21 protein-coding genes and 1 riboswitch are annotated in these 23,521 nt (G+C 34.1%); of the genes, 16 read left to right on the top strand and 5 right to left on the bottom strand.

Annotated features, from left to right (window positions below; genetic code table 11):
- The first annotated feature begins 112 nt into the window (after positions 1-112).
- The 16 genes from cps2T to rfbB (QNH17_RS27815) all read left to right on the top strand — a co-directional run bounded on the left by cps2T (position 113) and on the right by rfbB (QNH17_RS27815) (position 18,701).
- A complete protein-coding gene (gene cps2T, locus QNH17_RS27890) occupies positions 113-1,279 on the top strand; it encodes a beta 1-4 rhamnosyltransferase Cps2T (RefSeq protein WP_283876572.1) in 1,167 nt (388 codons plus the stop codon).
- 1 nt (position 1,280) lies between these two features.
- On the top strand, positions 1,281-2,528 hold the full coding sequence (locus tag QNH17_RS27885; RefSeq protein ID WP_283876571.1) for a glycosyltransferase: 1,248 nt from the start codon (positions 1,281-1,283) through the stop codon (positions 2,526-2,528).
- Positions 2,529-2,539: 11 nt separating this feature from the next.
- Positions 2,540-3,544, top strand: a complete 1,005-nt coding sequence (locus tag QNH17_RS27880) for a glycosyltransferase (RefSeq protein ID WP_283876570.1) — start codon at positions 2,540-2,542, stop codon at positions 3,542-3,544.
- Positions 3,545-3,575: 31 nt separating this feature from the next.
- Positions 3,576-4,661 (top strand): glycosyltransferase WbsX family protein, encoded by a 1,086-nt coding sequence (locus QNH17_RS27875; protein WP_283876569.1) that lies wholly within the window; start codon positions 3,576-3,578, stop codon positions 4,659-4,661.
- Positions 4,662-4,792: 131 nt separating this feature from the next.
- Entirely contained in the window at positions 4,793-6,022 is a 1,230-nt protein-coding gene (locus QNH17_RS27870; RefSeq protein ID WP_283876568.1) for a hypothetical protein, read from the top strand.
- Positions 6,019-7,170, top strand: a complete 1,152-nt coding sequence (locus QNH17_RS27865) for a glycosyltransferase family 4 protein (protein ID WP_283876567.1) — start codon at positions 6,019-6,021, stop codon at positions 7,168-7,170. The genes QNH17_RS27870 and QNH17_RS27865 overlap by 4 nt, the downstream gene beginning before the upstream one ends.
- 106 nt (positions 7,171-7,276) lie before the next feature.
- Positions 7,277-8,731: a flippase gene (locus tag QNH17_RS27860; protein WP_283876566.1), complete on the top strand. Its 1,455-nt coding sequence runs from the start codon at positions 7,277-7,279 to the stop codon at positions 8,729-8,731.
- Between the two features lie 274 nt (positions 8,732-9,005).
- Entirely contained in the window at positions 9,006-9,884 is an 879-nt protein-coding gene (gene rfbA / locus QNH17_RS27855; RefSeq protein WP_283876565.1) for a glucose-1-phosphate thymidylyltransferase RfbA, read from the top strand.
- Between the two features lie 17 nt (positions 9,885-9,901).
- A complete protein-coding gene (rfbC, locus tag QNH17_RS27850) occupies positions 9,902-10,462 on the top strand; it encodes a dTDP-4-dehydrorhamnose 3,5-epimerase (protein ID WP_283876564.1) in 561 nt (186 codons plus the stop codon).
- Positions 10,463-10,465: 3 nt separating this feature from the next.
- Positions 10,466-11,320, top strand: coding sequence for a dTDP-4-dehydrorhamnose reductase (gene rfbD / locus QNH17_RS27845; protein WP_283876563.1), 855 nt, complete (start codon positions 10,466-10,468; stop codon positions 11,318-11,320).
- Positions 11,320-12,345, top strand: a complete 1,026-nt coding sequence (gene rfbB, locus QNH17_RS27840) for a dTDP-glucose 4,6-dehydratase (RefSeq protein WP_283876562.1) — start codon at positions 11,320-11,322, stop codon at positions 12,343-12,345. Before rfbD ends, rfbB (QNH17_RS27840) begins: the two co-directional genes overlap by 1 nt.
- Before the next feature lie 353 nt (positions 12,346-12,698).
- The gene (locus tag QNH17_RS27835; protein ID WP_283879616.1) at positions 12,699-14,021 is read left to right on the top strand and encodes a UDP-glucose dehydrogenase family protein; all 1,323 of its coding nucleotides are present in this window, start codon (positions 12,699-12,701) and stop codon (positions 14,019-14,021) included.
- A 193-nt stretch (positions 14,022-14,214) separates the two neighbouring features.
- Complete coding sequence (locus tag QNH17_RS27830; RefSeq protein WP_283876561.1) at positions 14,215-15,951, top strand: phospho-sugar mutase; 1,737 nt, start codon at positions 14,215-14,217, stop codon at positions 15,949-15,951.
- Positions 15,952-16,026: 75 nt separating this feature from the next.
- Complete coding sequence (locus tag QNH17_RS27825; RefSeq protein WP_283876560.1) at positions 16,027-16,476, top strand: VanZ family protein; 450 nt, start codon at positions 16,027-16,029, stop codon at positions 16,474-16,476.
- An 858-nt stretch (positions 16,477-17,334) separates the two neighbouring features.
- A riboswitch (cyclic di-GMP riboswitch) is annotated at positions 17,335-17,420 on the top strand.
- A 48-nt stretch (positions 17,421-17,468) separates the two neighbouring features.
- Positions 17,469-17,579: a DUF3789 domain-containing protein gene (locus tag QNH17_RS27820; RefSeq protein WP_251463276.1), complete on the top strand. Its 111-nt coding sequence runs from the start codon at positions 17,469-17,471 to the stop codon at positions 17,577-17,579.
- A gap of 105 nt (positions 17,580-17,684) precedes the next feature.
- Complete coding sequence (gene rfbB, locus QNH17_RS27815) at positions 17,685-18,701, top strand: dTDP-glucose 4,6-dehydratase (protein ID WP_283876559.1); 1,017 nt, start codon at positions 17,685-17,687, stop codon at positions 18,699-18,701.
- Between the two features lie 71 nt (positions 18,702-18,772).
- Here rfbB (QNH17_RS27815) and QNH17_RS27810 read toward each other — a convergent pair whose 3' ends face one another.
- The 5 genes from QNH17_RS27810 to QNH17_RS27790 all read right to left on the bottom strand — a co-directional run bounded on the left by QNH17_RS27810 (position 18,773) and on the right by QNH17_RS27790 (position 23,344).
- The gene (locus QNH17_RS27810; protein ID WP_283876558.1) at positions 18,773-19,750 is read right to left on the bottom strand and encodes an LCP family protein; all 978 of its coding nucleotides are present in this window, start codon (positions 19,748-19,750) and stop codon (positions 18,773-18,775) included.
- Between the two features lie 227 nt (positions 19,751-19,977).
- Complete coding sequence (locus tag QNH17_RS27805; protein WP_283876557.1) at positions 19,978-20,706, bottom strand: hypothetical protein; 729 nt, start codon at positions 20,704-20,706, stop codon at positions 19,978-19,980.
- A gap of 577 nt (positions 20,707-21,283) precedes the next feature.
- Positions 21,284-21,538, bottom strand: coding sequence for a helix-turn-helix domain-containing protein (locus QNH17_RS27800; RefSeq protein WP_283876556.1), 255 nt, complete (start codon positions 21,536-21,538; stop codon positions 21,284-21,286).
- A gap of 44 nt (positions 21,539-21,582) precedes the next feature.
- Complete coding sequence (locus QNH17_RS27795) at positions 21,583-22,131, bottom strand: competence protein ComK (protein WP_283879615.1); 549 nt, start codon at positions 22,129-22,131, stop codon at positions 21,583-21,585.
- A 385-nt stretch (positions 22,132-22,516) separates the two neighbouring features.
- A complete protein-coding gene (locus QNH17_RS27790) occupies positions 22,517-23,344 on the bottom strand; it encodes a hypothetical protein (protein ID WP_283876555.1) in 828 nt (275 codons plus the stop codon).
- Positions 23,345-23,521 lie beyond the last annotated feature (177 nt).

The raw sequence follows: 23,521 nt of genomic DNA, 5'->3' as shown, positions 1-23,521 counted from the left end.
CGAAGGAAAGTTCTTCAATTAAAGAATGATTTGAATATGTTTTAGCACAAACAAACAATATTTCGAAAAGCATCAAAAATTTGAATATTAAAGTGAGTGAAAACAATCAAGTATGAAAAATATTTTTATTATAGGAAGTAAAGGAATTCCTTCTAATTATGGAGGTTTCGAGACATTCGTAGATAAACTAACAGAGTATAAGAAATCATCCGAAATAAAATATCATGTCGCTTGTATGTCTGATAATTATAACGAGTTTGAGTATAACGGTGCACGTTGCTTTAATGTTAAAGTACCAAACATTGGACCAGCTAAGGCTGTTTATTATGATATAAAATCTTTAGATTTAGTATATCAATATATAAAGGAGCGCAACATCAATGATGCCATCGTTTATATATTGGCATGCAGGATTGGGCCTTTTATGAAAGGCTATAAAAATAAATTTAGCGAATTAAACATTCCTGTATATGTGAATCCAGATGGACATGAATGGAAAAGGGCTAAATGGAATTGGTTAATTCGTCAATATTGGAAACTATCCGAGAAACTGATGATTAAGAATACTGACTTGGCAATTTGTGATTCTAGAGCGATTGAAAAATATATTCAAGAAGATTATAAATCCTATCAACCTAAAACAACGTTTATAGCCTACGGAGCAACCGTAAATAAACCGGAAAACCTGGATGCAAACAAGTACAATGAATGGTTAAAGAAGTGGGATTTAAAGGGGAAAGATTACTATTTAATAGTAGGCCGGTTTGTGGAAGAAAATAATTATGAGCTAGTAATACGTGAATTTATGAAATCAAAGACAAAAAAATCTTTAATTATAGTAACGAATGTTGAGAAAAACAAGTTCTATAATGCTCTAAAGGAAAGAACCCAATTTCACTTGGATCCAAGAATAAAGTTTGTTGGAACAATTTATGACCAAGATTTATTATTCCAAGTTAGAAAAGGTGCATTTGGATATTTCCATGGTCACGAAGTAGGAGGAACAAACCCTTCACTTTTAGAAGCTATGGCCACCACTTCATTGAATTTACTTTTAAATGTAAGTTTTAATAAAGAAGTCGGGAAAGATGCAGCTATCTATTTTACCAAAGAAGCAGGAAATTTAGCTGAAATGATTAAAACTGCTGACTCTTTTTCAGATTCGGATATTAAGAATAAGGAAGAAAAAGCTCAACAAAGAATTCAGGATGCCTATTCATGGGATTTAATTGTTAATCAATATGAAGAGTGTTTCTTAAAAGCAAATGGAGGAATATAAGATGGGTTACAATGTATTATTCTTTCCATGGCGTGATTGGAACGCAATGAAAGTTGATGGTTTTAGAACTAGAGAAGCGAATATACTTCTTTCAATGATCAATAATCCTAATATTGAAAAAATTATTTGTGTAAATAGAGCCCAAATTCCTAAATACATTCAACTTCTTTTAGCATTGAAAAATGGGGAAGGATTTTCTAAGAAAAATAAAGATATAAATAGCGATAACCATGTACATTTTGATCAGGAAAAGTTAATGTACAAGCGGCTTTTTTCACAATTAAAATTGATTAATGAAAAACTAGTTGTTCTTGATATAAATTACCATATTCCTAATCCGAGAGGTAACATCCTAGAGCGAATAAATAGTGTTCAAGATATATTGGAAAAGGAAATTCAAGTGGCCCTAAAAACCTTAGGATTTGAAAATTATATTACATGGTGTTTCGATCTAACTAGAATAGAAATAGCTAGGAGATTTAAAAAGGACGTCATGATTTTTGATGCAATTGATAATCTTTTAGAGCATGATCAGAAAAAAAATGATTTTACCTATCTTTCAGAAATGTATAGATTAGCGAAAGAAAACTCGAATGTCATTTTTACAGTATCAAGAGATTTAAAAGAATCTATTTTCTCGAATCATCATAATACCTTTTATATTCCAAATGCGATAAATTTAAAATCTTATAAACAAAAGGATTTATCAAGACCCGAGGATTTACCTATGGGGAAACCAATTGTTGGATACGTTGGACTTATGCAAGAGAGAATAGATACAAACATTCTTGAGGAGTCGATTGTACAAAACTCCGATGTTAATTTTGTTTTTATTGGCCCAGTTTTATCAAAGTCTCATTTTAAAAATATTCAAAAATACGAAAATGTATTCTTTTTAGGGTCAAAGCACCATTCTATGATTCCATCGTATTTAAAATATTTTGATGTTTGTATCATCCCACATAAAGTGAATAAATTTACAAAGTCAATGAATCCCTTAAAATTATATGAATACCTTGCTTCAGGTAAAGAAATTATTACAACGTCTGTTCCACCTTCTGATGAATATCAACATGTTGTTCATATTTGTGATGGAGAAAAGGAGTTTTCACAACAAATAATGATGTGTATAAAAACTCCTTTTAACCGTTTTGAAGAAGAGGACATCCTTAATGCAATTCAATCGGAAGATTGGAGCGAAAGGTTAAAAGATATGTTGACATTTATTGAAAAAGAGTTGAAGTCATAGGGGTTGGAAAGATGACAAAAAACAGTGTGTGCGTTGTAACAGTAACTTATGGAGATAGGTGGAATATCCTTAAAGAGGTAATGGAGGTTCTCATTGATAATCCCGTGGTAAAGAAGATTATCGTTGTTGATAATGATTCCAAAAATGATTTAACAAATGCTGCTAGACAGCTTTCCGATAAAATACAAGTTATTAAAATGAACAGCAATACAGGCTCAGCATATGGTTATAAGGTAGGTATTTCTAGAGCTTTAGAGGATAAGAATAGTGAATATATTTGGTTATTGGATGATGACAATAAACCAGAAAAAGATGCTTTAGACGAATTAATTGTCCAATATGATCACTTTCAGAATAATACTTCAAAGAATTTACTTGCTCTACTTTCCTTAAGAGATGATAGGAAAGAGTTTATTTTAGCCTCCAAACACCAGGAAGCTGAGAAATTTTTCCCAATGAGGAACAGTTGCTTAGGAGTTCATTATAAAGATTTGTTTAAGAAGGTTTTAAACAAAATTCACAAAAAAAGTAATAATACCTCTGATGGAAATCAGCATATTGTTAAGGTACCATTAGCCCCATACGGAGGATTATTCTTTCATAAAAGTTTAATTAATACCATTGGATTACCTAATGATCAATTCTATTTATATTCTGATGATTATGAATTTAGCAATAGAATTATAAAATCAAGTGGGAAAATCATTTTAATTCCTTCAAGTAGGATTTCTGATATTGATAAATCTTGGTTTATCAAGGAGAATAATGGTTTCTTCTTATCATTATTTAAAAGTGACTCTGAAGTAAGGATTTACTACAGTATTAGAAATAGAATTTATTTTGAAACAAAAGAATTAGTTAATAATAGATTCATTTATTCTATTAACAAAACTCTGTTTTTGACTCTTATTCAACTAGCATCTATCTTCTATAAAAAGAAAGATAGAAAGGATTTAATTAAACGTGCCATGTCAGATGGATTTAATGAGAGATTAGGAAAAGTAGACATTTTATAAAATTATTGAACATATTTAAAGGGGTATATGAATGAAGTTAATTACTTTCTATTTACCACAGTTTCACGCTATACCAGAGAATGATGAATGGTGGGGGAAAGGCTTTACAGAGTGGACTAATACTACAAAAGCCAAAACACTATTTAATGGACAAGATCAGCCAAGAGAACCATATAATGATAATTACTATAACTTATTAGATGATGGGACCAAAAAGTGGCAAATTGATTTAGCAAAAAAGTATGGAATATATGGATTTTGTTATTACCATTATTGGTTTAATGGAAAAATGGTTTTACAAAAACCATTAGAACAGGTACTAGAAAACAAAGATCTTGATTTACCATTCTGCGTATCATGGGCTAACGAGCCGTGGACACGTTCGTGGGATGGTAAAACCAGTGAGGTTCTTTTATCTCAAAAGTACGGAGATAAAGGAGATTGGTTAAACCACTTTAACTATCTGCTACAGTTTTTCAAAGACGATCGATATATAAAAATTGATAATAAACCTGTTTTAGTTATCTATAAGGTTGAGAGTATACCTAATCATCAGGAACTTTTTGAATACTGGATTGAGAAAGCAAAGGAAAATGGTTTAGAGGGATTATATATAGTAGAGACATTAAATGGATTGCAGAAAAAGGAAGTTTCTAACTTATCTGAAGCTGTAATACAATTTGAACCGAATTATACAATACATCATGATCGGCCGGTTATAGATAAAGTAAAGAATAAATTGAAAAACTTATCAATGATCCCGAGTAAGGGGAAATTTATTTACAAAACGATGGATTACGATATAACTTGGAAGAGAATCCTTAAGAGAAATATGGAAGTTAAGGATAAGAAGGTATACTTAGGTGCATTTATTGATTGGGATAACACCGCTAGAAAAGGGGATAAAGCATTAGTTTTTAACGGTGCAACTCCGAAGAAATTCCAAAAATATTTGGGGCAACAAATAAAGAGAGGAAAAGAAGTACACGGAAGTGACTTTTTATTCATAAATGCTTGGAACGAATGGGCAGAAGGAACCTATTTAGAACCTGATAAGAAAAATGGATTTGCCTATTTAGAAGCGGTTAAGGAAGCTTTGAAGCAGAATGTCAAATAAGTAAGAGCTATCTTATTAAATAATATAGCGTAGGTGGTGTATAAGTGAATAAAAAAGCTTTTTGGAGGAAGTAAAGATGTATAATGATATTAAATATTACTTAATGGCAAATCAATCCGGAGGTTAGATGAATGATATATAATGCTAAATTCTCGCGGTTGGAAAAAAGTAGGGGAAAGGGAGTCTATACTTTAGCAGATATATATATTTTTCTTGCCTGTATATGGTTTTTTATTACCGCCCTTGTTAATGGTACTAGAATAAGTGACTTAGGAAACTTTGCCATAATCTTATATCACATTCAACATGTTGTATGGATAGTGGTTAGAGGATTTATTATAGTAAAAGTTATTAAAGAATTACAATATAAGGATTGGCGAATAGCTTTATTAGTTATATTAGGTTTCTTTTCAATTCTTTATAGTGATGGAAACTGGATTGTAACTATATTATGGTTTATTTGTGGAGCGAAACGAGTTGACTTAGAAAAACTGATTCGAAGGTTGTTTATTAGTCAATTACTAGCATACCTGATTATTGTAGCTCTAGCAGGATTAGATATGATAACAAATACATCTACAACTAGAATTGATGGTAAAGTACGATATTCTTTTGGATTTTATCATCCAAATACACTTGCAGCAAGAACATTTCAACTTATGTCTATGTATGTTTGCATAAAAAGTAAAAGATTGAATTTTTTGGATGCGTTTATTTTTGCAATTGTTACATTTTTAAATTATAGAGTTACAGATAGTATGACGGCATCCTTTTTGATGCTTAGCTTAGTTGTTTTGTCCGTATTAGTTAGCTATGCGAGTAAAGAAAATAGGAATAATTATTTGAGGCAGTGTGTGAGGTTTTGTTTAGATAAATTAAAATATACTGTGATAATTATCCCCTTTCTAGCTACATTTGCAATACTGAATATTTCTTCGTTTACTAATAACCTCTCAGATACATTTGCATCTAGAGGAACGCAGGCCTTATTATACTTTCAACATTATGGGATTTCATTATTTGGGGCTAAATTGGAAATTAACAGCGGAGTTGAAGGTTGGTCATTAGTTAGTGATTTATATACCCTGGATAACAGCTTTATTTACTTGCTACTAGGTTACGGAATCATATTTTTTATTCTGTTCATTTTAGGGGAGTTTTTTTTGTTCCGAAGAGTAGTTAAAGAGAAAAACTTTGCACTTTTGACAGTCTTATCTTTATATAGTGTGTACGGTATTACGGAATCAAGTATAATCCAATTGCCACTTAATTTTACGCTTTTGTACTTAGCATATGTATTGTGGGATGATGATTTTCAAAAACAAAAGTCTAAAGTTAGATATGGGAGAAACGTATTGTGAAGATATTATTTATTGGACATGAACCATATTTAAACGGAGCAAGTAAATCAATGCTAAACATTATTGACACGCTTAGAGCGAAACATAAGATTTATGTATTGACGTCATTTCAATCGGGAGATTTTTACGAAGAGTTAATTAAGAGGAATGTCGAAATTCTTTGTTATTCATTTTATAGGTGGTGTTTAAAAAAGGAAAATAATGTTCAATGGGTAAAACATAAATTTCGATGGTATTTTTATGAAAAAGAGATAAACGAAATAACTGCGAAAAAGGTTGCAAAATTTGCAATAGAAGAAAGTATTGACATTATTCATTCTAATTCAAGTGTTATTAATATTGGCGCCCTAATAAAAAAATATAGTGGGATTAAACATGTTTGGCATATTAGGGAATTTGCTGATTTAGATTTTCAAATGTATCCTATTATCTCTAAGAAAAGATATTTTAGGATAATGAATCAATATACAGATCGTTTTATTTGTATATCCAATGCAGTGTTTAACCATTATGACTTACTCGACAAAAGAAAGAAAAGGGTTATATATAATGGTGTAGATAGTAGTAATTTAATTGAACATACAGGTAATATGAAGCATAGTGTAAATTTTTTAATTGCTGGTCGTATTAGTAAAGCTAAAGGGCAGGAATATGCTATTCAGGCTTGTTTGAAGTTGATTCAAAAAGGAATTAACAACTTTCATTTGTATATTGCTGGTTCTGGTGGATTGCAAGAAGAATTACCATCTCAATTGACTGATTTTGTGAGCGTACTAGGCTTGGTAAAAAATATGCCTGAATTACGTAAAGATATGGATGTTGAATTGGTATGTTCTACGGCAGAGGCCTTTGGTCGTGTCACTGCGGAAGCGATGATGGGGGGAATCCCCGTTATAGGAAGTAATACAGGGGGGACTGTTGAACTGGTTCAAGATGGCGTGACCGGTTTTCTTTATGACTACAATAGTGTAGATAATTTGGCTGCAAAAATGCAGAGGATGATCAAAGAAGTAGATTTGCGTGACAGGATGGGACGGCAAGCTAGAGAATATGCAGAGAAGCATTTTAGAATAGAACGATGTGTCGACGAAATACTAAACGTATATAACTTGTTACTTAGTTCTCGGGAAAGCATTGTGAAAAAATAAAGTTATTTAATTATATCAGATAGGCTATAGCTACTGTTACCTAAATATTATTTAAGTTTTTAAAATCCTAGAAGGAGTGTAGTATCTATCACGATACAGATAAAATATGGCTCAACAAAAGTCTTTATTTAAAAATGTTATTTTTAATTTTTTATACACGGGCTTAAATTTATTATTCCCTCTTTTAACTGCTCCTTACGTTTCACGAATTCTAGGTGCGTCAAATTTAGGATTGGTAAATTTTGCTACAGCTGTTGTTAATTGGTTTATACTGTTTGCAGTATTTGGAACAACAACATATGGCGTTCGTGAAGTAGCAAAAATACGCGATGATAAGAATAAGTTAAATAGGTTATTTTCTGAAATAGTTATCATTAATGGGATACTATCACTAATAGTTACAATTGTTTATTTTTTAGTTTTATTTAATATTGAGAAGTTTTATTTGGATTTACCAATATATTTGATTATGTCGGTAAGCATTATATTGAACATGTTCGCAATAGACTGGTTTTTCCAAGGGATTGAGGAGTATCGATATATTACAATTAGAAGTGCGATAGTTAAGTTAATCTCACTTATCTGTATTTTTTTGTTTGTAAAACAGGCAGAACACTACGTTATATATGGTTTAATTAGCGTAATGGCTACAAGTTTAAGTGGTATATTAAATTTTATATATAGTAGAAAATATGTTAGGTGGGAATGGAAGAACGTAAATCCATTTAGACATTTAAAAAGTCTACGTGTTTTTTTTCTTCATGCTTTTATTGTCAATATCTACACAAATTTTGACCAAATAATGCTTGGATTTTACCTTGATACAAAGGCAGTTGCATTCATGAACAGGAGTAAAATGCTTGTAATGATGGCAATGACTGTATCTACAGCAGTTTCTAATGCTACCTTATCTAGAGCGTCGTATTACAAGGAAAATAGCGAAAAAAAGTTTAGAAGTCTTCTATCTGAGATGCCGAATTATATTATGTGGATTACAATACCAATATCGATTGGTTGTTTATGTCTAGCACCAAATATCATGTACATTCTAGGCGGTGTGGAGTTTTTAGAGGCAGGAAAGCTATTACAAGTAATGTCGATAACAATTATCTGTTCACCATTATCTTCTTACCTCCAGTATCAGGTGCTTGTTGCTTCAGGAAAAGAAAAAGTAGGTTTGTATTGTGCAATAATAACAAGTGGATTAAGTTTAGCGCTTAATATTATATTTATTCCTATGATTGGTGTTATAGGAGCTGGTATGGTACAAGTCTTTGTTGAGTTTAGCGCAGTTGGTATGAGATATTACGTTGCAAAAAAGAGATTGGGATATAATGAAATAACATTTATTAACAAGTCCACAATTACTTATGTTATTGCGGCACTAATAATGGGTTTCGTCGTGTCAATTATTAGGTTGTTAATTGGTAACTTAATAATATCATTTGTAGTTGGAGTAGTTGTAGGAACAACCGTTTATTTTGTAGTCTTAATGATACTTCAAGAGAAAGTTACATTATTTGTCTTAAATAAGATAAAAAAAACTAGTAGATTAATATGATCCCCCTTGAACATAGTGCACCTGCTTGATTCTGAAAAGACCATTGGAGGTCGGTTTTGGGATTAGCCTTTCCAAGTGCAGTCTTACCTTGCGCCAATCTAAGGGGGGCATCATATGCCGGTTCGGAACCCTATTAAACTAAACTGGCATAAAACAGTTATCAAATGCGATTCTTTTAGTCCAACACATTATAAAGAAAAAATTATTTTTATTTTGACAAATCGAATTTAATTAGCTTTTAAAAATAAAAAAAACAATGAATGGTGGTTTTTAGATGAAAGGAATTATTTTAGCTGGTGGAAGTGGGACGCGGTTATACCCATTAACAATGGTTACTAGTAAACAACTGCTACCAATTTATGATAAACCTATGATTTATTATCCATTGTCTACACTAATGCTTGCAGGAATACGTGATATTCTAATAATATCAACACCAGAGGATACACCCCGTTTTAAGGCATTGTTAGGTAATGGATCTCAATTCGGTATAGATCTACAATATAAAGTTCAATCGAGCCCAGACGGATTAGCCCAGGCTTTTATAATTGGTGAGGACTTTATTGATGGAGATTCAGTTGCAATGGTCTTAGGAGATAATATCTACTACGGTAGTGGTATGAGAAAAATCCTTCAGAGGGCTGCTAATAAAAATAGTGGAGCAACTGTGTTTGGATATCATGTCCAAGATCCAGAACGTTTTGGGGTTGTAGAATTTGATGATAATGGCAAGGTATTAAGTGTAGAAGAGAAACCAGAATTTCCAAAATCAAATTATGCTATTACGGGACTTTATTTCTATGATAATAGGATAGTGGATATTGCCAAAAAAGTACAACCGTCTGCACGAGGCGAATTAGAAATTACCTCGGTAAATGAAGCATATCTACATATGGGTGAACTTGATGTAGAACTTCTTGGACGTGGATTTACATGGTTAGATACGGGAACTCATCAAAGTTTAATAGAAGCAACTAATTTTGTTAAAACTGTAGAAGAACACCAAGGAATTAAAATTGCTGCACCTGAAGAGATTGCTTATATAAATGGTTGGATTGGTAAGGATGAATTATATAAATCTGGCGAAAGGTTCTCTAAAACGGGTTATGGGCAATATTTACTAAAAGTAGCAAATGGCAGCATAAAGTATTAACAAAGAGGTGAGGCAAGATGAAAGTAATTGAAACTTTATTACCCGGAGTAAAGGTTATAGAGCCCAACGTATTCGGGGATCATCGCGGGTGGTTTATGGAGACGTATAGTGATGCAATTTTTGAAAAAGAGGGAATTGGCATTAAATTTGTACAAGATAATCAATCATTTTCTGCAATAAAGGGGACATTAAGAGGATTGCATTATCAATTAAATCCAAAGGCTCAAACGAAGCTTGTTCGCTGCACAAAAGGAGCAATTTTTGATGTTGCGGTGGATATTAGAAAAGAAAGTCCCACATTTGGAAAATGGTTTGGAATTGAGTTAACTGCAGAAAATAAAAAACAATTATTGATTCCAAAAGGATTCGCTCATGGTTTTATGACTTTGACAAATGATGTAGAGGTTCAATATAAAGTGGATGAGTTGTACGCACCAGAATGTGACCGTGGAATTATCTGGAATGATCCCGCGGTTGGTATTGAATGGCCTATGGAGATTAGCCCGGTATTATCAGCAAAAGATGAAAAAGCTCCACTACTAACAGATGCGGAAAATAACTTTTATTTTGGAGAGTAAACCATGAAAATTCTTGTAACAGGTTTTACTGGTCAACTAGGGTTTGATGTTGTTCGTGAAGGGTTGAACCGTGGCTTTAACATGGTGGGTGTTGGATCCAAAAATTTAGATATAACTAATGAAGAAATGGTTAATCATTTTGTAAAAGAAATTAATCCGGATGCTATCATCCATTGTGCCGCCTACACTGCAGTTGATAAGGCAGAGGATGATCAGGAAAATTGTTGGAATGTTAATGTAAATGGGACAAAGTACTTGGCAAGTGCGGCAAAAGAAGTAAATGCTAAATTTATGTATATTAGTACTGATTATGTTTTTGATGGGACTGGAGAGATTCCTTTCGTTGAAACGGATGAACCTAACCCATTGGGATATTATGGTCGAACCAAACTTGAAGCAGAGAAAGAAGTCCAATCTTTATTATCAGAATCATTTATAGTCCGTATATCTTGGGTTTTTGGGATAAATGGAAACAATTTTGTTAAAACAATGCTGCGCTTAGCGGAAAATCGTGATGTGTTAAGTGTAGTAGGCGATCAAGTTGGTTCACCAACGAATACATTTGATTTATCTCGTTTATTACTTGATATGATTCAAACGGATAACTATGGTATCTATCACGCAACAAATGAAGGGTTTTGTAGCTGGGCAGACTTTGCTAAGGAGATTTTTCGACTTTCAGGGAAAGCTGTTAAAGTGAATTCTATACCAACAGCAGATTATCCTACCAGAGCAGTTCGACCAGCAAATTCACGAATGTCTAAACAGAAGTTGATCGATAATGGATTTGAAGGATTACCTAACTGGAAGGAATCCCTAGAACAATACTTAAAGGCATTAAAACATGAGGTGAAATAATGGAAAAGAAAAAGATTCTTGTAACCGGTGGGGCCGGTTTCATTGGTGGGAATTTTGTACAATATATGGTTAACAAATATCCTCATTATGATATTTATAATTTAGATTTATTAACATATGCTGGTGATTTAGCTAAGCACAGAGATATTGAAAAGAAAGTGAATTATCATTTTGTTAAAGCTGATATTGCTGACCGTGATACAATTATGTCACTTTTTGTTAATGAGAAATTTGATTATGTGGCTCACTTTGCTGCTGAAAGCCATGTGGATCGTTCTATTACAGAACCAGAAATATTTGTTCAAACGAATGTATTAGGAACACAAGTACTACTCGATGCAGCTAAACAAATTGGAGTGACAAAGTTTGTTCATGTTTCTACTGATGAAGTTTATGGTGAATTAGATTTTGATCCAACAACATTCTTTACAGAAGAAACTCCATTGCAGCCTAACAGTCCATATAGTGCAAGTAAAGCTTCATCCGATTTTATGGTACGTGCCTACCACGAAACATTTGGGCTGCCAGTTAATATTACTCGTTGTTCAAATAACTATGGACCGTTTCATTTCCCAGAAAAATTGATACCATTAACCATTTCTCGTGTTTTAAATGATGAAAAAGTACCTGTTTATGGAGATGGTAAAAACATTCGTGACTGGTTGCATGTTATAGACCACTGTGCAGCTATTGACCTAGTTTTACATGAAGGAATAAATGGTGAAGTCTATAATGTTGGTGGACATAATGAGCGGACAAATTTAGAGGTTGTTAAAACTATCATTAAGACTTTAGGAAAATCAGAAGAGTTAGTGGAATTTGTAACCGATCGTTTAGGACATGATAAACGATATGCCATTGACCCAACTAAATTAGAAAAGTTAGGTTGGAAACCGACTTATACATTTGAGACAGGAATTGCTCAAACTATTGAATGGTATCTAGATAATAAATGGTGGTGGGAGCAAATCATTAGTGGAGAATATCAGAATTATTTTAAGAAACAGTATTCATTAGGAAAATAATTTTTTCTAAATTTATAACCCGTATTCACAGTGTGGATACGGGTTATTTATATCTTTTATTAATTCAGAAATTAGTTTAAGTTAGTGTGGGTGTTATCATGAATTTTTAGATTTATTTAGTGTTGTTATAATTGCAATAGTCTCATGAACAATTTGTAAAAATTCCTCAAAATGGTTTTTATGTATAGATACTCATATATACAATTATGTAATCATGTTATAAAATAGGTTTGTTTGTTAATTTAAGTTAACTACTAAATTTAGTATAAAATGATACTTATTACAGATTATAAGATAATCTGTTTTTATAAAATCTAAAATTCTTTTATTAAAGATTCTTAAAGGTGGAATATATAGTGAAAATTGCTGTTGCAGGAACTGGATATGTTGGCTTAGTAACCGGTGTATGTTTAGCAGAAAATGGACATTCAGTTTTTTGTGTAGATATAGATGATAGAAAAGTAGCCTTAATGAGTTCAGGAATCTCTCCTATTTATGAACCAGGTTTAGAAGAGTTAATGGTAAAAAACATGGATAGACTGAACTTTACAACAAACTACAAGGAAGCATATAAAGATGCCGATGTTATCTTTATTGGTGTTGGAACTCCAGAAAAGCCAGATGGCTCAGCGAATTTATCCTATGTCAATGCAGTAGCTGTTCAAATTGCTGAAAGTATTGAGAATGATTGTGTAGTGGTTATTAAATCTACTGTTCCAGTTGGAACCAATGATAAGATTGAGGACTTGATCAAAACAAACCTTGTTCATAATGTAAAAGTAAGTGTTGCTTCGAATCCGGAATTCTTGTCACAAGGTACAGCTGTTAGAGATACTTTAAATGCATCTAGGATTGTAATTGGGGTGGAAGAGCCTCGTGCAGGCGAGATATTGAGCGATGTATATAAGGATTTTGGGGCACCAATATTGGTTACAAATAGGAAAAGTGCAGAAATGATTAAATATGCATCTAATGATTTTTTAGCATTAAAAATTTCTTTTATTAATGAAATAGCTAATCTCTGTGAAATTATAGGAGCAGACATAGAAGATGTTGCGCTAGGTATGGGTTATGACAATCGTATCGGTAATAGATTCTTAAATTCAGGTATCGGCTACGGAGGCTCTTGTTTCCCTAAAGATACAAAAGCATTACATTGGTTAGCCAATTTTCATGATCATGAATTAAAGACTATTAAAGCCGCTATTGATGTAAATGAAAATCAAAAGCTAAAATTAGTAAAAAAATCTCGAAAGTATTTTGATAGTTTGAAAGGTTTGAATGTAGCTGTTCTTGGATTAACCTTTAAACCAGGTACGGACGATTTAAGGGAAGCTCCATCACTAGTAAACATTCCAATTTTGCTTGAAGATGGCGCTAATGTAAAAGCATGGGATCCTGTAGGTATTGAAAACTTCGAAAAATTATATCCTGAGAATATTACTTACTCCACATCAATTGAAGATACTCTTAAAGATGCAGACTTATGCTTTATTTTTACTGAATGGGATGAAGTTAAAAACTTTAACTTATCCAATTATAGCAAACTAATGAGAAACCCTATCATACTGGATGGTAGAAATTGTTATGACCTTACTAGTGCAAAAGATGCGAAAATCATTTATGATTCTATCGGAAGAGAAACTATTAATAGCTTAGAAGTCTCACTAGTTTAATATTTTTTGGTGATTAGATTATGTAAGTTATAATATCCAAAATAAAAAGTAAAAGATTGTTTTAATATTAGGGGGGACATTTGTCCGCCCCTTCTTTTTGCTTTTTGTAGCATTATCAAATAAGCCGTTTATTGCTTCTAGGTACATTTAGGATTTTATAATAGACATCTTAGTGAAAAAGGGAGAATTTTTGATGACTTGGTTAAATAATGCAGAAAAATGGATTTCTTTTAATAAACTAGATCATGATTTAAAAGAAAAGTTACTAGAAATGGATATCATTAAGAAATTATTAGAGGATAGTTTTTATAAACATTTAGAATTTGGTACGGGCGGTATGCGGGGAGAGCTTGGACCTGGTACTAATCGCTTAAATACTTACACGATCCGTAGGGCGGCTGAAGGGCTTGCACAGTACATTGTGGAACAAGGCGAAGCGGTGAAACAACGTGGTGTTGTTATTGCCTATGATTCCCGCCATAAATCTCCTGAGTTTGCGTTAGAGGTGGCTAAAACAGTTGGAAAGCATGGCATCAAAGCGTATGTATTCGACGAACTTCGTCCCACACCTGTCCTTTCTTTCGCGGTTAGGTATTTGAACGCCATTTCGGGTGTAGTAATCACAGCTAGTCATAATCCGCCTGAGTACAATGGCTTTAAGGTCTATGGTGAGGATGGGGGCCAGCTTCCGCCAGAAGCTGCCGATACGATTATTCGTTACGTGAATACAGTGGAAAATGAGTTAACGGTAGAAGTAGCTGACGAGCAGGAACTTCTAACAAGCGGATTATTAACCTACGTAGGTGAAGCGATAGATCATGCTTATACAGAACAATTAAAAACACTTCAATTGAACCCAGAAATGGTTGCAAGTGTGGCAAAAGATATGCGAGTAGTTTATTCCCCATTGCATGGTACGGGTAATAAACCAGTTCGTGCGGGATTAAAAGCATTTGGCTTTGAGCATGTTACTGTTGTTACAGAGCAAGAGTTGCCGGATGCAAACTTCTCTACCGTTAAGTCTCCAAATCCTGAAGAACATGCGGCATTTGAATTGGCCATTGGGTATGGAGAAAAGATCAATGCTGATATCCTCATGGCTACAGACCCTGATGCAGACCGTCTAGGTGTGGCAGTTAAAAATGGTGAAGGTGAGTATGTTGTTTTGACTGGTAATCAGATGGGTGCGTTAATGCTGGAGTATTTGTTATCACAAAAACAGGTAAATGGAACGCTGCCTGAAAATGGAGTTGTCATTAAAACAATTGTTACTTCTGAAATTGGCCGAGCGATTGCTGAGCATTACGGAATCCAAGCATTGGATACCCTAACTGGATTTAAATTCATTGGTGAAAAGATTAATGAGTTTGAGCAAACGGGCGCTTCTACCTTCTTATTTGGGTATGAAGAAAGCTATGGGTATTTGATTGGCGACTTTGTCCGTGACAAGGATGCTGTCCAGTCAGCTATCTTTGCTGCTGAAGTGGCTGCCTATTACAAATCCAAAGGCATGACTATGTATGAAGGGCTTCTGACTATTTTTGATAAGTACGGATTCTATAAAGAATCACTTCAATCAATTACCTTAAAAGGAAAAGATGGGGCAGAACAAATTGCTGGATTAATGGATACCTTTAGGAATGAACGAATAAGTGAAGTGGCTGGAATTGAGGTTGCGATTATTGAGGATTACTCAACTTCTGTAAGGTATGCAAATGGAAAAGAAAGCAAGATCAATTTGCTACAATCCAATGTTCTTAAGTATCATTTAGCCGACGGTTCTTGGTTCTGTTTACGTCCATCAGGAACAGAACCAAAGGCGAAGTTTTACTTTGGAGTAAAAGGTATGTCTATAGAAGAGAGCCAGGAGAAGGTATCTACTCTTCAAAATGCTGTCATGGATAAAGTGAATACTATTTTAGCGAAGTAAATGATGAATCCTCCATGCCCTAAAATCGTAGGCATGGGGGATTATTTGTTTTACTAAAGGGAAGGGGGTTAATAAATGAATAGCAGAAAAGGGTGGCTATTAGCAGCGATTATTTGGATGACATTAATCTTTTGCTTCACACAGCTTCCGTATTTTACTGGAGAAAAAACATCCAAAGCTATTCAACATGTAGTAGTGAAAGAACACAATACTATTCACACATCAAGTGCGGACCATGAAGAGATTAATGTGCTGAACCTGATTGTGAGGAAAGCAACACATGTTACGGTATTCGGGATACTTGCTCTATTATTGTTTAAATCTCTTGAAATCTATCGATATTCTTATATTCTTTCATGGATGCTAACCTTTCTTTATGCGGTAACAGATGAATATCATCAATCGTTTATGCCAGGGAGAGTCTCATCTTTTAGGGATGTCTTGTTTGATTCTCTTGGGGCCTTTCTTGTTTTATCATTAATCTTATTGATTAATAGAAAGAGAAAGCTAATTCATACAACTTAGATTATTGATTTTTACGTATTCTGATCCTTCCTGTTGGTTTTGGGGAGTTTAAATTAGATGGGGAATGTGAGAGTATCGCTTTACATACCTAATATGACTCTATTTCCTCCCTACTTAAGATAGATATTTGAAAATCTATCTTAAGTAGGGAGTCTAGATTTGTAATCTAGTGTCCAAATCTATCTGGCGTAAACTGATCATTATTTTATTCTATTGTTATTTATAATACTAATGAATCATTTGAATTACTAATTTAATCCAACCGAAAAACGCAAACCATAATGGAACACTTAAAGATGTTCCCCACAATAATCCTAATAAAAGATTCCCTTGCTTGTCCATGAAATCCACTCCTATTGTTAGTTGTAGATAAATCTGGTGATGCACGGTTCTATTTTTTAGTATATATAAACGCTTTCAGTTTCTTTTCTATATATAATACCCATATAAGGAAGGCTGTAAATCTATTTTTCAAAATAAGTTCTTTTCATTAAGAACAAAAATTGTTGCTACTTTAATGGAAGATTTTACGTAGTATAAAATAGACGATTACCCATAAAGGATATGATAAAAGGATACCCCAAAGGCAGCCCCTACCGAAATTTCTCCCATCTTCTTTCTCTGCCATATTGATCACTCCACTTCAAAGAAACAGGTTGCTTATCACTATTTAACCATGTATAGAGGAACGGTTATATTTAAATCGTTCGAAGAATAGCTACAAATTATTCTTAGTCATGTCGAAAGGGATCAGAATGAGAAGGCTGGGTATTTCCCACTTTATTAACATATAAATAGGTTATTAGGGCTATTCATTACTAGTAACAATTAGTATACTATCAATATAAGCACATAGTTCGTACGAAAGGGCAAACCCATTGAAAAATGGAGGCGCAAAACTAAAGGGGCTAAGGTTCTCACAACTATGCCAGCCAGCTACCGAATATGATCACCTTACTACGGATTATGAATATACTCTGGGAGGTTACACTATGGTTATCTTTATCGCAGGATTATTTGTTGGATCTTTCTCTATGCTTACAGTAATGAGTCTTATGGTTGCAGCTAAAAGGGGAGACCGACTCCTTGAATCACAACAATAATTGAAAGCGTTTACCGAACAACCTCGACTTTGGGGTTGTTTTTTATTTTTCAAAATATGCTTATAAATTATTTATAATTAATCAAAAACGAAAGGGGAGAACGGGGTGAAAAGGGAAAATGTACTGATTACCGGCGGTGCTGGATTCATTGGCGGGAATTTCGTTCACTATATGATGAATAAATACCCTCAATACAATATTTATAATCTAGATTTATTAACCTATGCCGGTGATTTAACAAAGCATCGTGAAATGGAGGGGAGACGAAACTATCATTTTATTAAGGCTGATATCACGGAGCGTGAGGCAATAAATTCTCTGTTTGAACAAGAGAAATTTGATTATGTGGTTCATTTTGCAGCGGAAAGTCATGTCGATCGGTCGATTACTGATCCGAGTATCTTTGTTCGAACCAATGTTTTAGGGACGCAAGTATTACTAGATGCTGCTCTGAAGGTTGATGTTAAGAAATTCGTCCATGTTTCAACCGATGAAGTATATGGTGAATTGGACTTTGATCCAGCCACTTTCTTTACAGAAGAATCACCATTGCAGCCAAATAGCCCCTATAGTGCAAGTAAGGCATCATCAGACCTTCTAGTAAGAGCCTACCATGCAACATACGGACTTCCCGTCAATATTACACGCTGCACCAATAACTATGGCCCGTACCAATTCCCAGAGAAATTGATACCATTGACCATTTCTCGTGTCCTAAATGATGAAAAGGTACAGGTATATGGTGATGGAAAGAATATTCGGGATTGGCTACATGTCCTGGACCACTGTGCAGCCATAGATCTTGTCATGCATAAAGGTGTTACGGGAGAAGTCTATAATATTGGCGGACATAACGAGCGGAGTAATTTAGATGTGGTGAAGACGATCATTCGTACTTTAGGTAAATCAGAGGAGTTAATTGAATTTGTCACAGATCGGTTAGGGCATGATAAACGGTATGCTATTGATCCTGCGAAGATAGAGAAGCTTGGTTGGAGACCTACTTTTACTTTTGAAACTGGTATTGCTCAAACTATTGAATGGTATTTAAATATCAATTGGTGGTCGGAACAGGTAAAGTTGCTGAATTACCGAAAATTTACCCATTTAACGGAGAACTAAAAAGAGAACTGAAATCAGTTCTCCTTTGATTTGAACTTTATAGCTGTGTGTAAACTTTTTAAACAGTATTCTTAAAAATGAGTGGATATTAAATCTTTGATTTTATCCTGATCAACTACCAGTTGATAGTTATTAGCTTTTAAAATGTCATCATACATTCTTTTTCCAACACCTGGAATCTGGTGATATTCCAATTGTGTATTCGGTTCGAAGTCTTTTGCTGCAAGTCCAAGACTTAACATATCGGAAGTTGACATATTGCTTGCTATTACAAAATCAGGAATGGATTTTACGAGTGAAGGCAGATTATTGATATTACTTGGACTAAGAGCTTTCTTAGCAATTCCTTTTAGTGCTTCTTCTTGGAGTTTTTGACGACCATACTCTCCGTTTTTTAAAGAATAGCGTTCGTGGACAACCTCTGCGACCATTTTTCCATTTAAAGCATGTGTACCAGTACTTATTACTTTATTTTTATTTTCACTATACCAAGGATGGGTTAATTTAACATCAAATGGGACATTCATATCAATACCACCAACGGCATCAACCATCGCTTGAAAGCCGCCATAATTGGTTTCTACGTAATAATTGATAGGAACACCGGTTAATTCTCCAACTGCTTTGACAGCAGCCTCTACCCCTTTTTTGGCTCCTTTTGTTGCCTGCATAATATATTGGACACTCGTAATTTTAGTATATCCATAGCCATCTAAATGGACACGGGTGTCACGTGGAATACTTATTGCATCATATTCATGCTTGGTTAAATCAACATGAACAAGCATCATTGAATCAGAATGCCCTATATTTTGACCTTTTCTTTCATCGGAACCAATTAATAACAAGTTAAATACAGGTTCTTTTATATCTACACTCTTATTTACTTGCTGTTCATTATTCCCAGAACTTACAACTGGAACTGATGTAAAATGATTATCTGGCTGTAATTGATAATATCCGTACCCTACGCCTGCGATAATGAGTAAAAGGATACCCAAAAAGCTAAAACCTACGATTTTCCATTTATTTTTACCCTTTTTTTTCATATTTCCTCCGATGTTGGTAGAGAGATTCCTCTAAATTTACTAGGTTTATAGTCATGAAAATATTTTACTGTTTTTGGATGTTGGATTCAATATAAATTATTGGAAGAAACACGTTTCTTCGAAATAATGCTTTGGTGTTTACCATTTATTAAACTATGATAATAGATAATTGACCATAAGAGGCTGATCCAAAAGAGTCGTCATTCAAAGACCTTTTAGGTCAGCCTTTATAATTTTTTAGAAGTTAAATAATTTTCTATCTTCCTAGAAAAAAAGTCCTGATTCAAATTGAATCCGGACTCTCTTGTTGGTAACTTGATTTTAGTTAAGAATAATTCGGCTGTTTTGTGAGGTTTGCCCTTTACGTACGTATAGGTTTCCTCTTTAATTAATCCCGTCCCTTTTACAAAGTAGCGGTAAACATAATAACCTTGGTGTTTCATTTTAACCTTGATTACACTTTTATATGATTTGTACGGGGTCTTTACAATTTCTTTAATAGAAACAATCTTTGCTGAATAGTTTTTCACTTGGTAATCGCCCTGGACAAGTGTTCCAAACTTTCCTTTCCAGGTTGCGCCCTTTTTAACAGGGTACTTTAAGTAAAGTTTCGCCTCTTTGTCTTTAATCATGCCTAGTACGTCTTCTTTCGTCCAAGCCGCTGTATCAGGTCCATCTACAAAATAAATCCCTTTTTTACTATCTTCGTACCAATGAGAAATTAAGTATTGATCTTGCGGATCTTCCCCTTTTAGGATACTTTTTCCAGCCGTCTTATACTTTGCCTTCGTATAAGTTGTACCAACTTTTTTCCCCTTATCGTTATAATAAGTAGATTTATAGGAGTACAATTTATTACTTTTTGGTAAAAAGGAAGTAACGGTTGCTGCCGAAACTGTACTTACAACTAGCAGAGTTAATAGAAATACAATTCCTAACGATTTGATTAATTTCATAGTTCATTCTCCCTATAGTTTTCTCGTATTTTACCATAATGAAATACATATAGATAGAGTTTATTCTATTTAATAGTGGATCTAATATTAATACGTTGCCGAGAGATAATGAGATAAAACCATGCTGCGGTTCCAGCATGGTTTAACGGTTCAGTGTACTATTCTTCCTTAAAAGCAGCCATCATTTGACGTAGTTCTTTAACAGCAGTTTTAGCACTCTCTTTTTTCTCTTTATGAAATCCGTATCCTGATAAGGAACTATGGCATAGAAGGGAACTATATGCGAAGCTTTTGTAGCCATCAGGAACGGCGAAAATATCTCCGAAATGCCTAACCTCGTGCCAGAGTAAATTTTAATCGTTTCTAATTCATCCCATTTAAACTTTGTTACCACTCTCATACCATGATCCTCTCCGTCCTATAGTAATCGGTTTCATATGCTTCCATAGTCAAGTATAGATTAAAAAACACCTCACGAACCTTTATGGTTTGACTAATTCAAACTCTTTTGGAAGACCAAGGGGAAAGGCAATATTGGCTGGTTAGAGATTTTTTCAAAGTAACCCTACCTTTACTTTCATTTCCTATTCTTATTTTTGAATATCCAGATGTTCTCAGGATGTTGCTCTATTTCTTTTAATATTTCAGAAGCTGTCATATCCAATCCGAGTGCAAGAGCAACAAGAGTATCTAAGCTTGGGTTTTTCTGATTTCTTTCCAGTAGGCTGATATAGGACGGATGTCGATCGCTGCGGTCCGCCAACCCCTCTTGGGAAAGATTCTGTGCATTTCTTAATTTCTTTAATACATGTCCAAAACGATAATTATTCAAAGAGTTACTCCCTTTCTATCAATCATTTAAACAGATTGTATTTTTTATTTATGGTTATCCTCTAAGTTATTAAAATTATAGTTTCCTGTTTTCTCTTTGGTTAACTGATGTCCTTTTGGGGATTCAAGATAGAAAAGAATAGGTCCAGGCTGGTTTCCTCTTTTCATAGATAACTGCATTAATTTATTGGCTTTGTGAATTTTATTATTAAAAGAAGTTAATCTTGAATCAACGATAATCGAGTGACCGTTACTTAATTCGACCTCTGTCTGATATCTTCCCATCGCTCTTGTATTTACAATATGGTCGGGGTTGAACCACATACAATCGGCATTATTTGGTGATTTGTTTGGAAACAGGCAAATACCTTGGTAAGGATTGACGATAATTGGACATCTCGACCTCTCACCAAGAATAAGTTTGGCACTTCCAATGGCCCCTTTTAGGTCAAACCCAATGTACGTTAAGGCATCATTTAATAGTTGTAAGGGTGAGCGACCCACCAGAAAAGACACACCTCCTGCCATAACTCGTGCACACAGCTTGCCATAACCATCATATTCTCCTGTTAGTAAGATCATTTTCTTTTCAATAAAATAGTTCTTTTGAATAAAAATAGTCTTCCTCTCCTTTAAAATCTAATGGATTTGAAAAAGGCTTACCTACTACTATTACTGTCATGTACTGCCCTCGGAAAGGAAGACTGTGCTCTCGCCTATATGTATGGAATATCCCTTACTACCTTGGCAGCGTGCGGGTAAATTGCTCACTTAGCATGTAAGATTCTTTTCCTTATTTGCTCAATTGAGAGTCCATGCAACCAGTAGTGATCGTGTTTGTCTCTCGTATTAATTTAATACTAAATAGGTATTTATTACCACGTACTATAGTGCGTAGATTCTACAAAATATGACTATCTTCGTGACAATCTAGTGACAGGTAACATGGGGACGGTTCTGGAGCAGACTCCCTAAATAGTTAATGATTCTTGTTCAAGCATAGACTAAATTCAATTTTCGCATCACATAGATTATACTTATCCCTGAGTATTTCATGAAATAGCACGCAAAACTTATTCTCTGCGATTCCATAAAAATAGGCGAATGGATTTTTGACATTTCTGCTGAATTTCAGCTTCCTTATGAGCTGCTTAAAGGATTGGATAGCAACATCTTGGATGTGATGGATATCAAGTTCCCAACTATAGCTGGCTGCAGCTAAATTCACCGTTCTCCAATACTCTTCGATGGTCTTTGCTTCAGGAAAAAAGCATTTTACTAACTGGACAAAAGGCTGTGGAACTCGATCGCTCACGTAGGTATGATCTAATTCGGACGATTCTTCTTTACGTTCTTTTATCTTTTGATCTTTTTCAGTTTTTAAAAGATTATTAGTTTCTTTTGGGTGGTCCAAGATTTCCTCTTTAGGTGGTTCATTTGAAGGAAAACGATTAAACGAATACAAGTTACTAGACTGTGAACCATTCTTTCTTTCTGTTTCATGAACTATTAGGATCCCAAATTCCTTTGCTTTTAAGATCATTCGTTTAAAGGTAGAGCGGGATATTCCGTGAGTTTTATATTCTTCGTGAATCGCTTTTAAGATGGTACCAATTTTGGCATTGCATACGCCAGGTATTTTTGCAGAAAAACGAACCAGCCGCTTAAACCCAACTAATTCTCCTCTGGAAAAATCATGCTTGTGGGCCGTCAACCACTTCTCAATATGTATATTCAATTCCTTCAACGAACTAAATTGTGAAAACTTCTCGAATCCTTCAATATTGCCAGACTTTAAACCCGCCATTTCCTAACACCCTCTACCACATAATTTGTGCTTTCTAATCGTCAAATCTACAATTCCTGCACCTTCACAATAGCGGTTTTGGCTGCATGAATCGAACGACTAAAATTCACATTTGGAGCCGTTTTTGTAGTGAAAGGTGTCATTTTGGGGTTCAAATGTGAAATTTGAGGCCGATTT

The sequence above is a fragment of the Neobacillus sp. SuZ13 genome, assembly GCF_030123365.1.
Taxonomy (GTDB): domain Bacteria; phylum Bacillota; class Bacilli; order Bacillales; family Cytobacillaceae; genus Neobacillus.
The sequence above is the reverse complement of the archived record's forward strand: the minus strand, read 5'-3'. Positions and strand labels throughout refer to the sequence as shown.

What these genes read in the sequence shown, in the direction of transcription:
- cps2T (WP_283876572.1), top strand. Translation starts at nt 113, where the DNA reads ATGAAAAATATTTTTATTATAGGAAGTAAAGGAATTCCTTCTAATTAT.
- QNH17_RS27885 (WP_283876571.1), top strand. Translation starts at nt 1,281, where the DNA reads ATGGGTTACAATGTATTATTCTTTCCATGGCGTGATTGGAACGCAATG.
- QNH17_RS27880 (WP_283876570.1), top strand. Translation starts at nt 2,540, where the DNA reads ATGACAAAAAACAGTGTGTGCGTTGTAACAGTAACTTATGGAGATAGG.
- QNH17_RS27875 (WP_283876569.1), top strand. Translation starts at nt 3,576, where the DNA reads ATGAAGTTAATTACTTTCTATTTACCACAGTTTCACGCTATACCAGAG.
- QNH17_RS27870 (WP_283876568.1), top strand. Translation starts at nt 4,793, where the DNA reads ATGATATATAATGCTAAATTCTCGCGGTTGGAAAAAAGTAGGGGAAAG.
- QNH17_RS27860 (WP_283876566.1), top strand. Translation starts at nt 7,277, where the DNA reads ATGGCTCAACAAAAGTCTTTATTTAAAAATGTTATTTTTAATTTTTTA.
- rfbA (WP_283876565.1), top strand. Translation starts at nt 9,006, where the DNA reads ATGAAAGGAATTATTTTAGCTGGTGGAAGTGGGACGCGGTTATACCCA.
- rfbC (WP_283876564.1), top strand. Translation starts at nt 9,902, where the DNA reads ATGAAAGTAATTGAAACTTTATTACCCGGAGTAAAGGTTATAGAGCCC.
- rfbD (WP_283876563.1), top strand. Translation starts at nt 10,466, where the DNA reads ATGAAAATTCTTGTAACAGGTTTTACTGGTCAACTAGGGTTTGATGTT.
- rfbB (WP_283876562.1), top strand. Translation starts at nt 11,320, where the DNA reads ATGGAAAAGAAAAAGATTCTTGTAACCGGTGGGGCCGGTTTCATTGGT.
- QNH17_RS27830 (WP_283876561.1), top strand. Translation starts at nt 14,215, where the DNA reads ATGACTTGGTTAAATAATGCAGAAAAATGGATTTCTTTTAATAAACTA.
- QNH17_RS27825 (WP_283876560.1), top strand. Translation starts at nt 16,027, where the DNA reads ATGAATAGCAGAAAAGGGTGGCTATTAGCAGCGATTATTTGGATGACA.
- QNH17_RS27820 (WP_251463276.1), top strand. Translation starts at nt 17,469, where the DNA reads ATGGTTATCTTTATCGCAGGATTATTTGTTGGATCTTTCTCTATGCTT.
- QNH17_RS27810 (WP_283876558.1), bottom strand. Translation starts at nt 19,750, where the DNA reads ATGAAAAAAAAGGGTAAAAATAAATGGAAAATCGTAGGTTTTAGCTTT.
- QNH17_RS27805 (WP_283876557.1), bottom strand. Translation starts at nt 20,706, where the DNA reads ATGAAATTAATCAAATCGTTAGGAATTGTATTTCTATTAACTCTGCTA.
- QNH17_RS27790 (WP_283876555.1), bottom strand. Translation starts at nt 23,344, where the DNA reads ATGGCGGGTTTAAAGTCTGGCAATATTGAAGGATTCGAGAAGTTTTCA.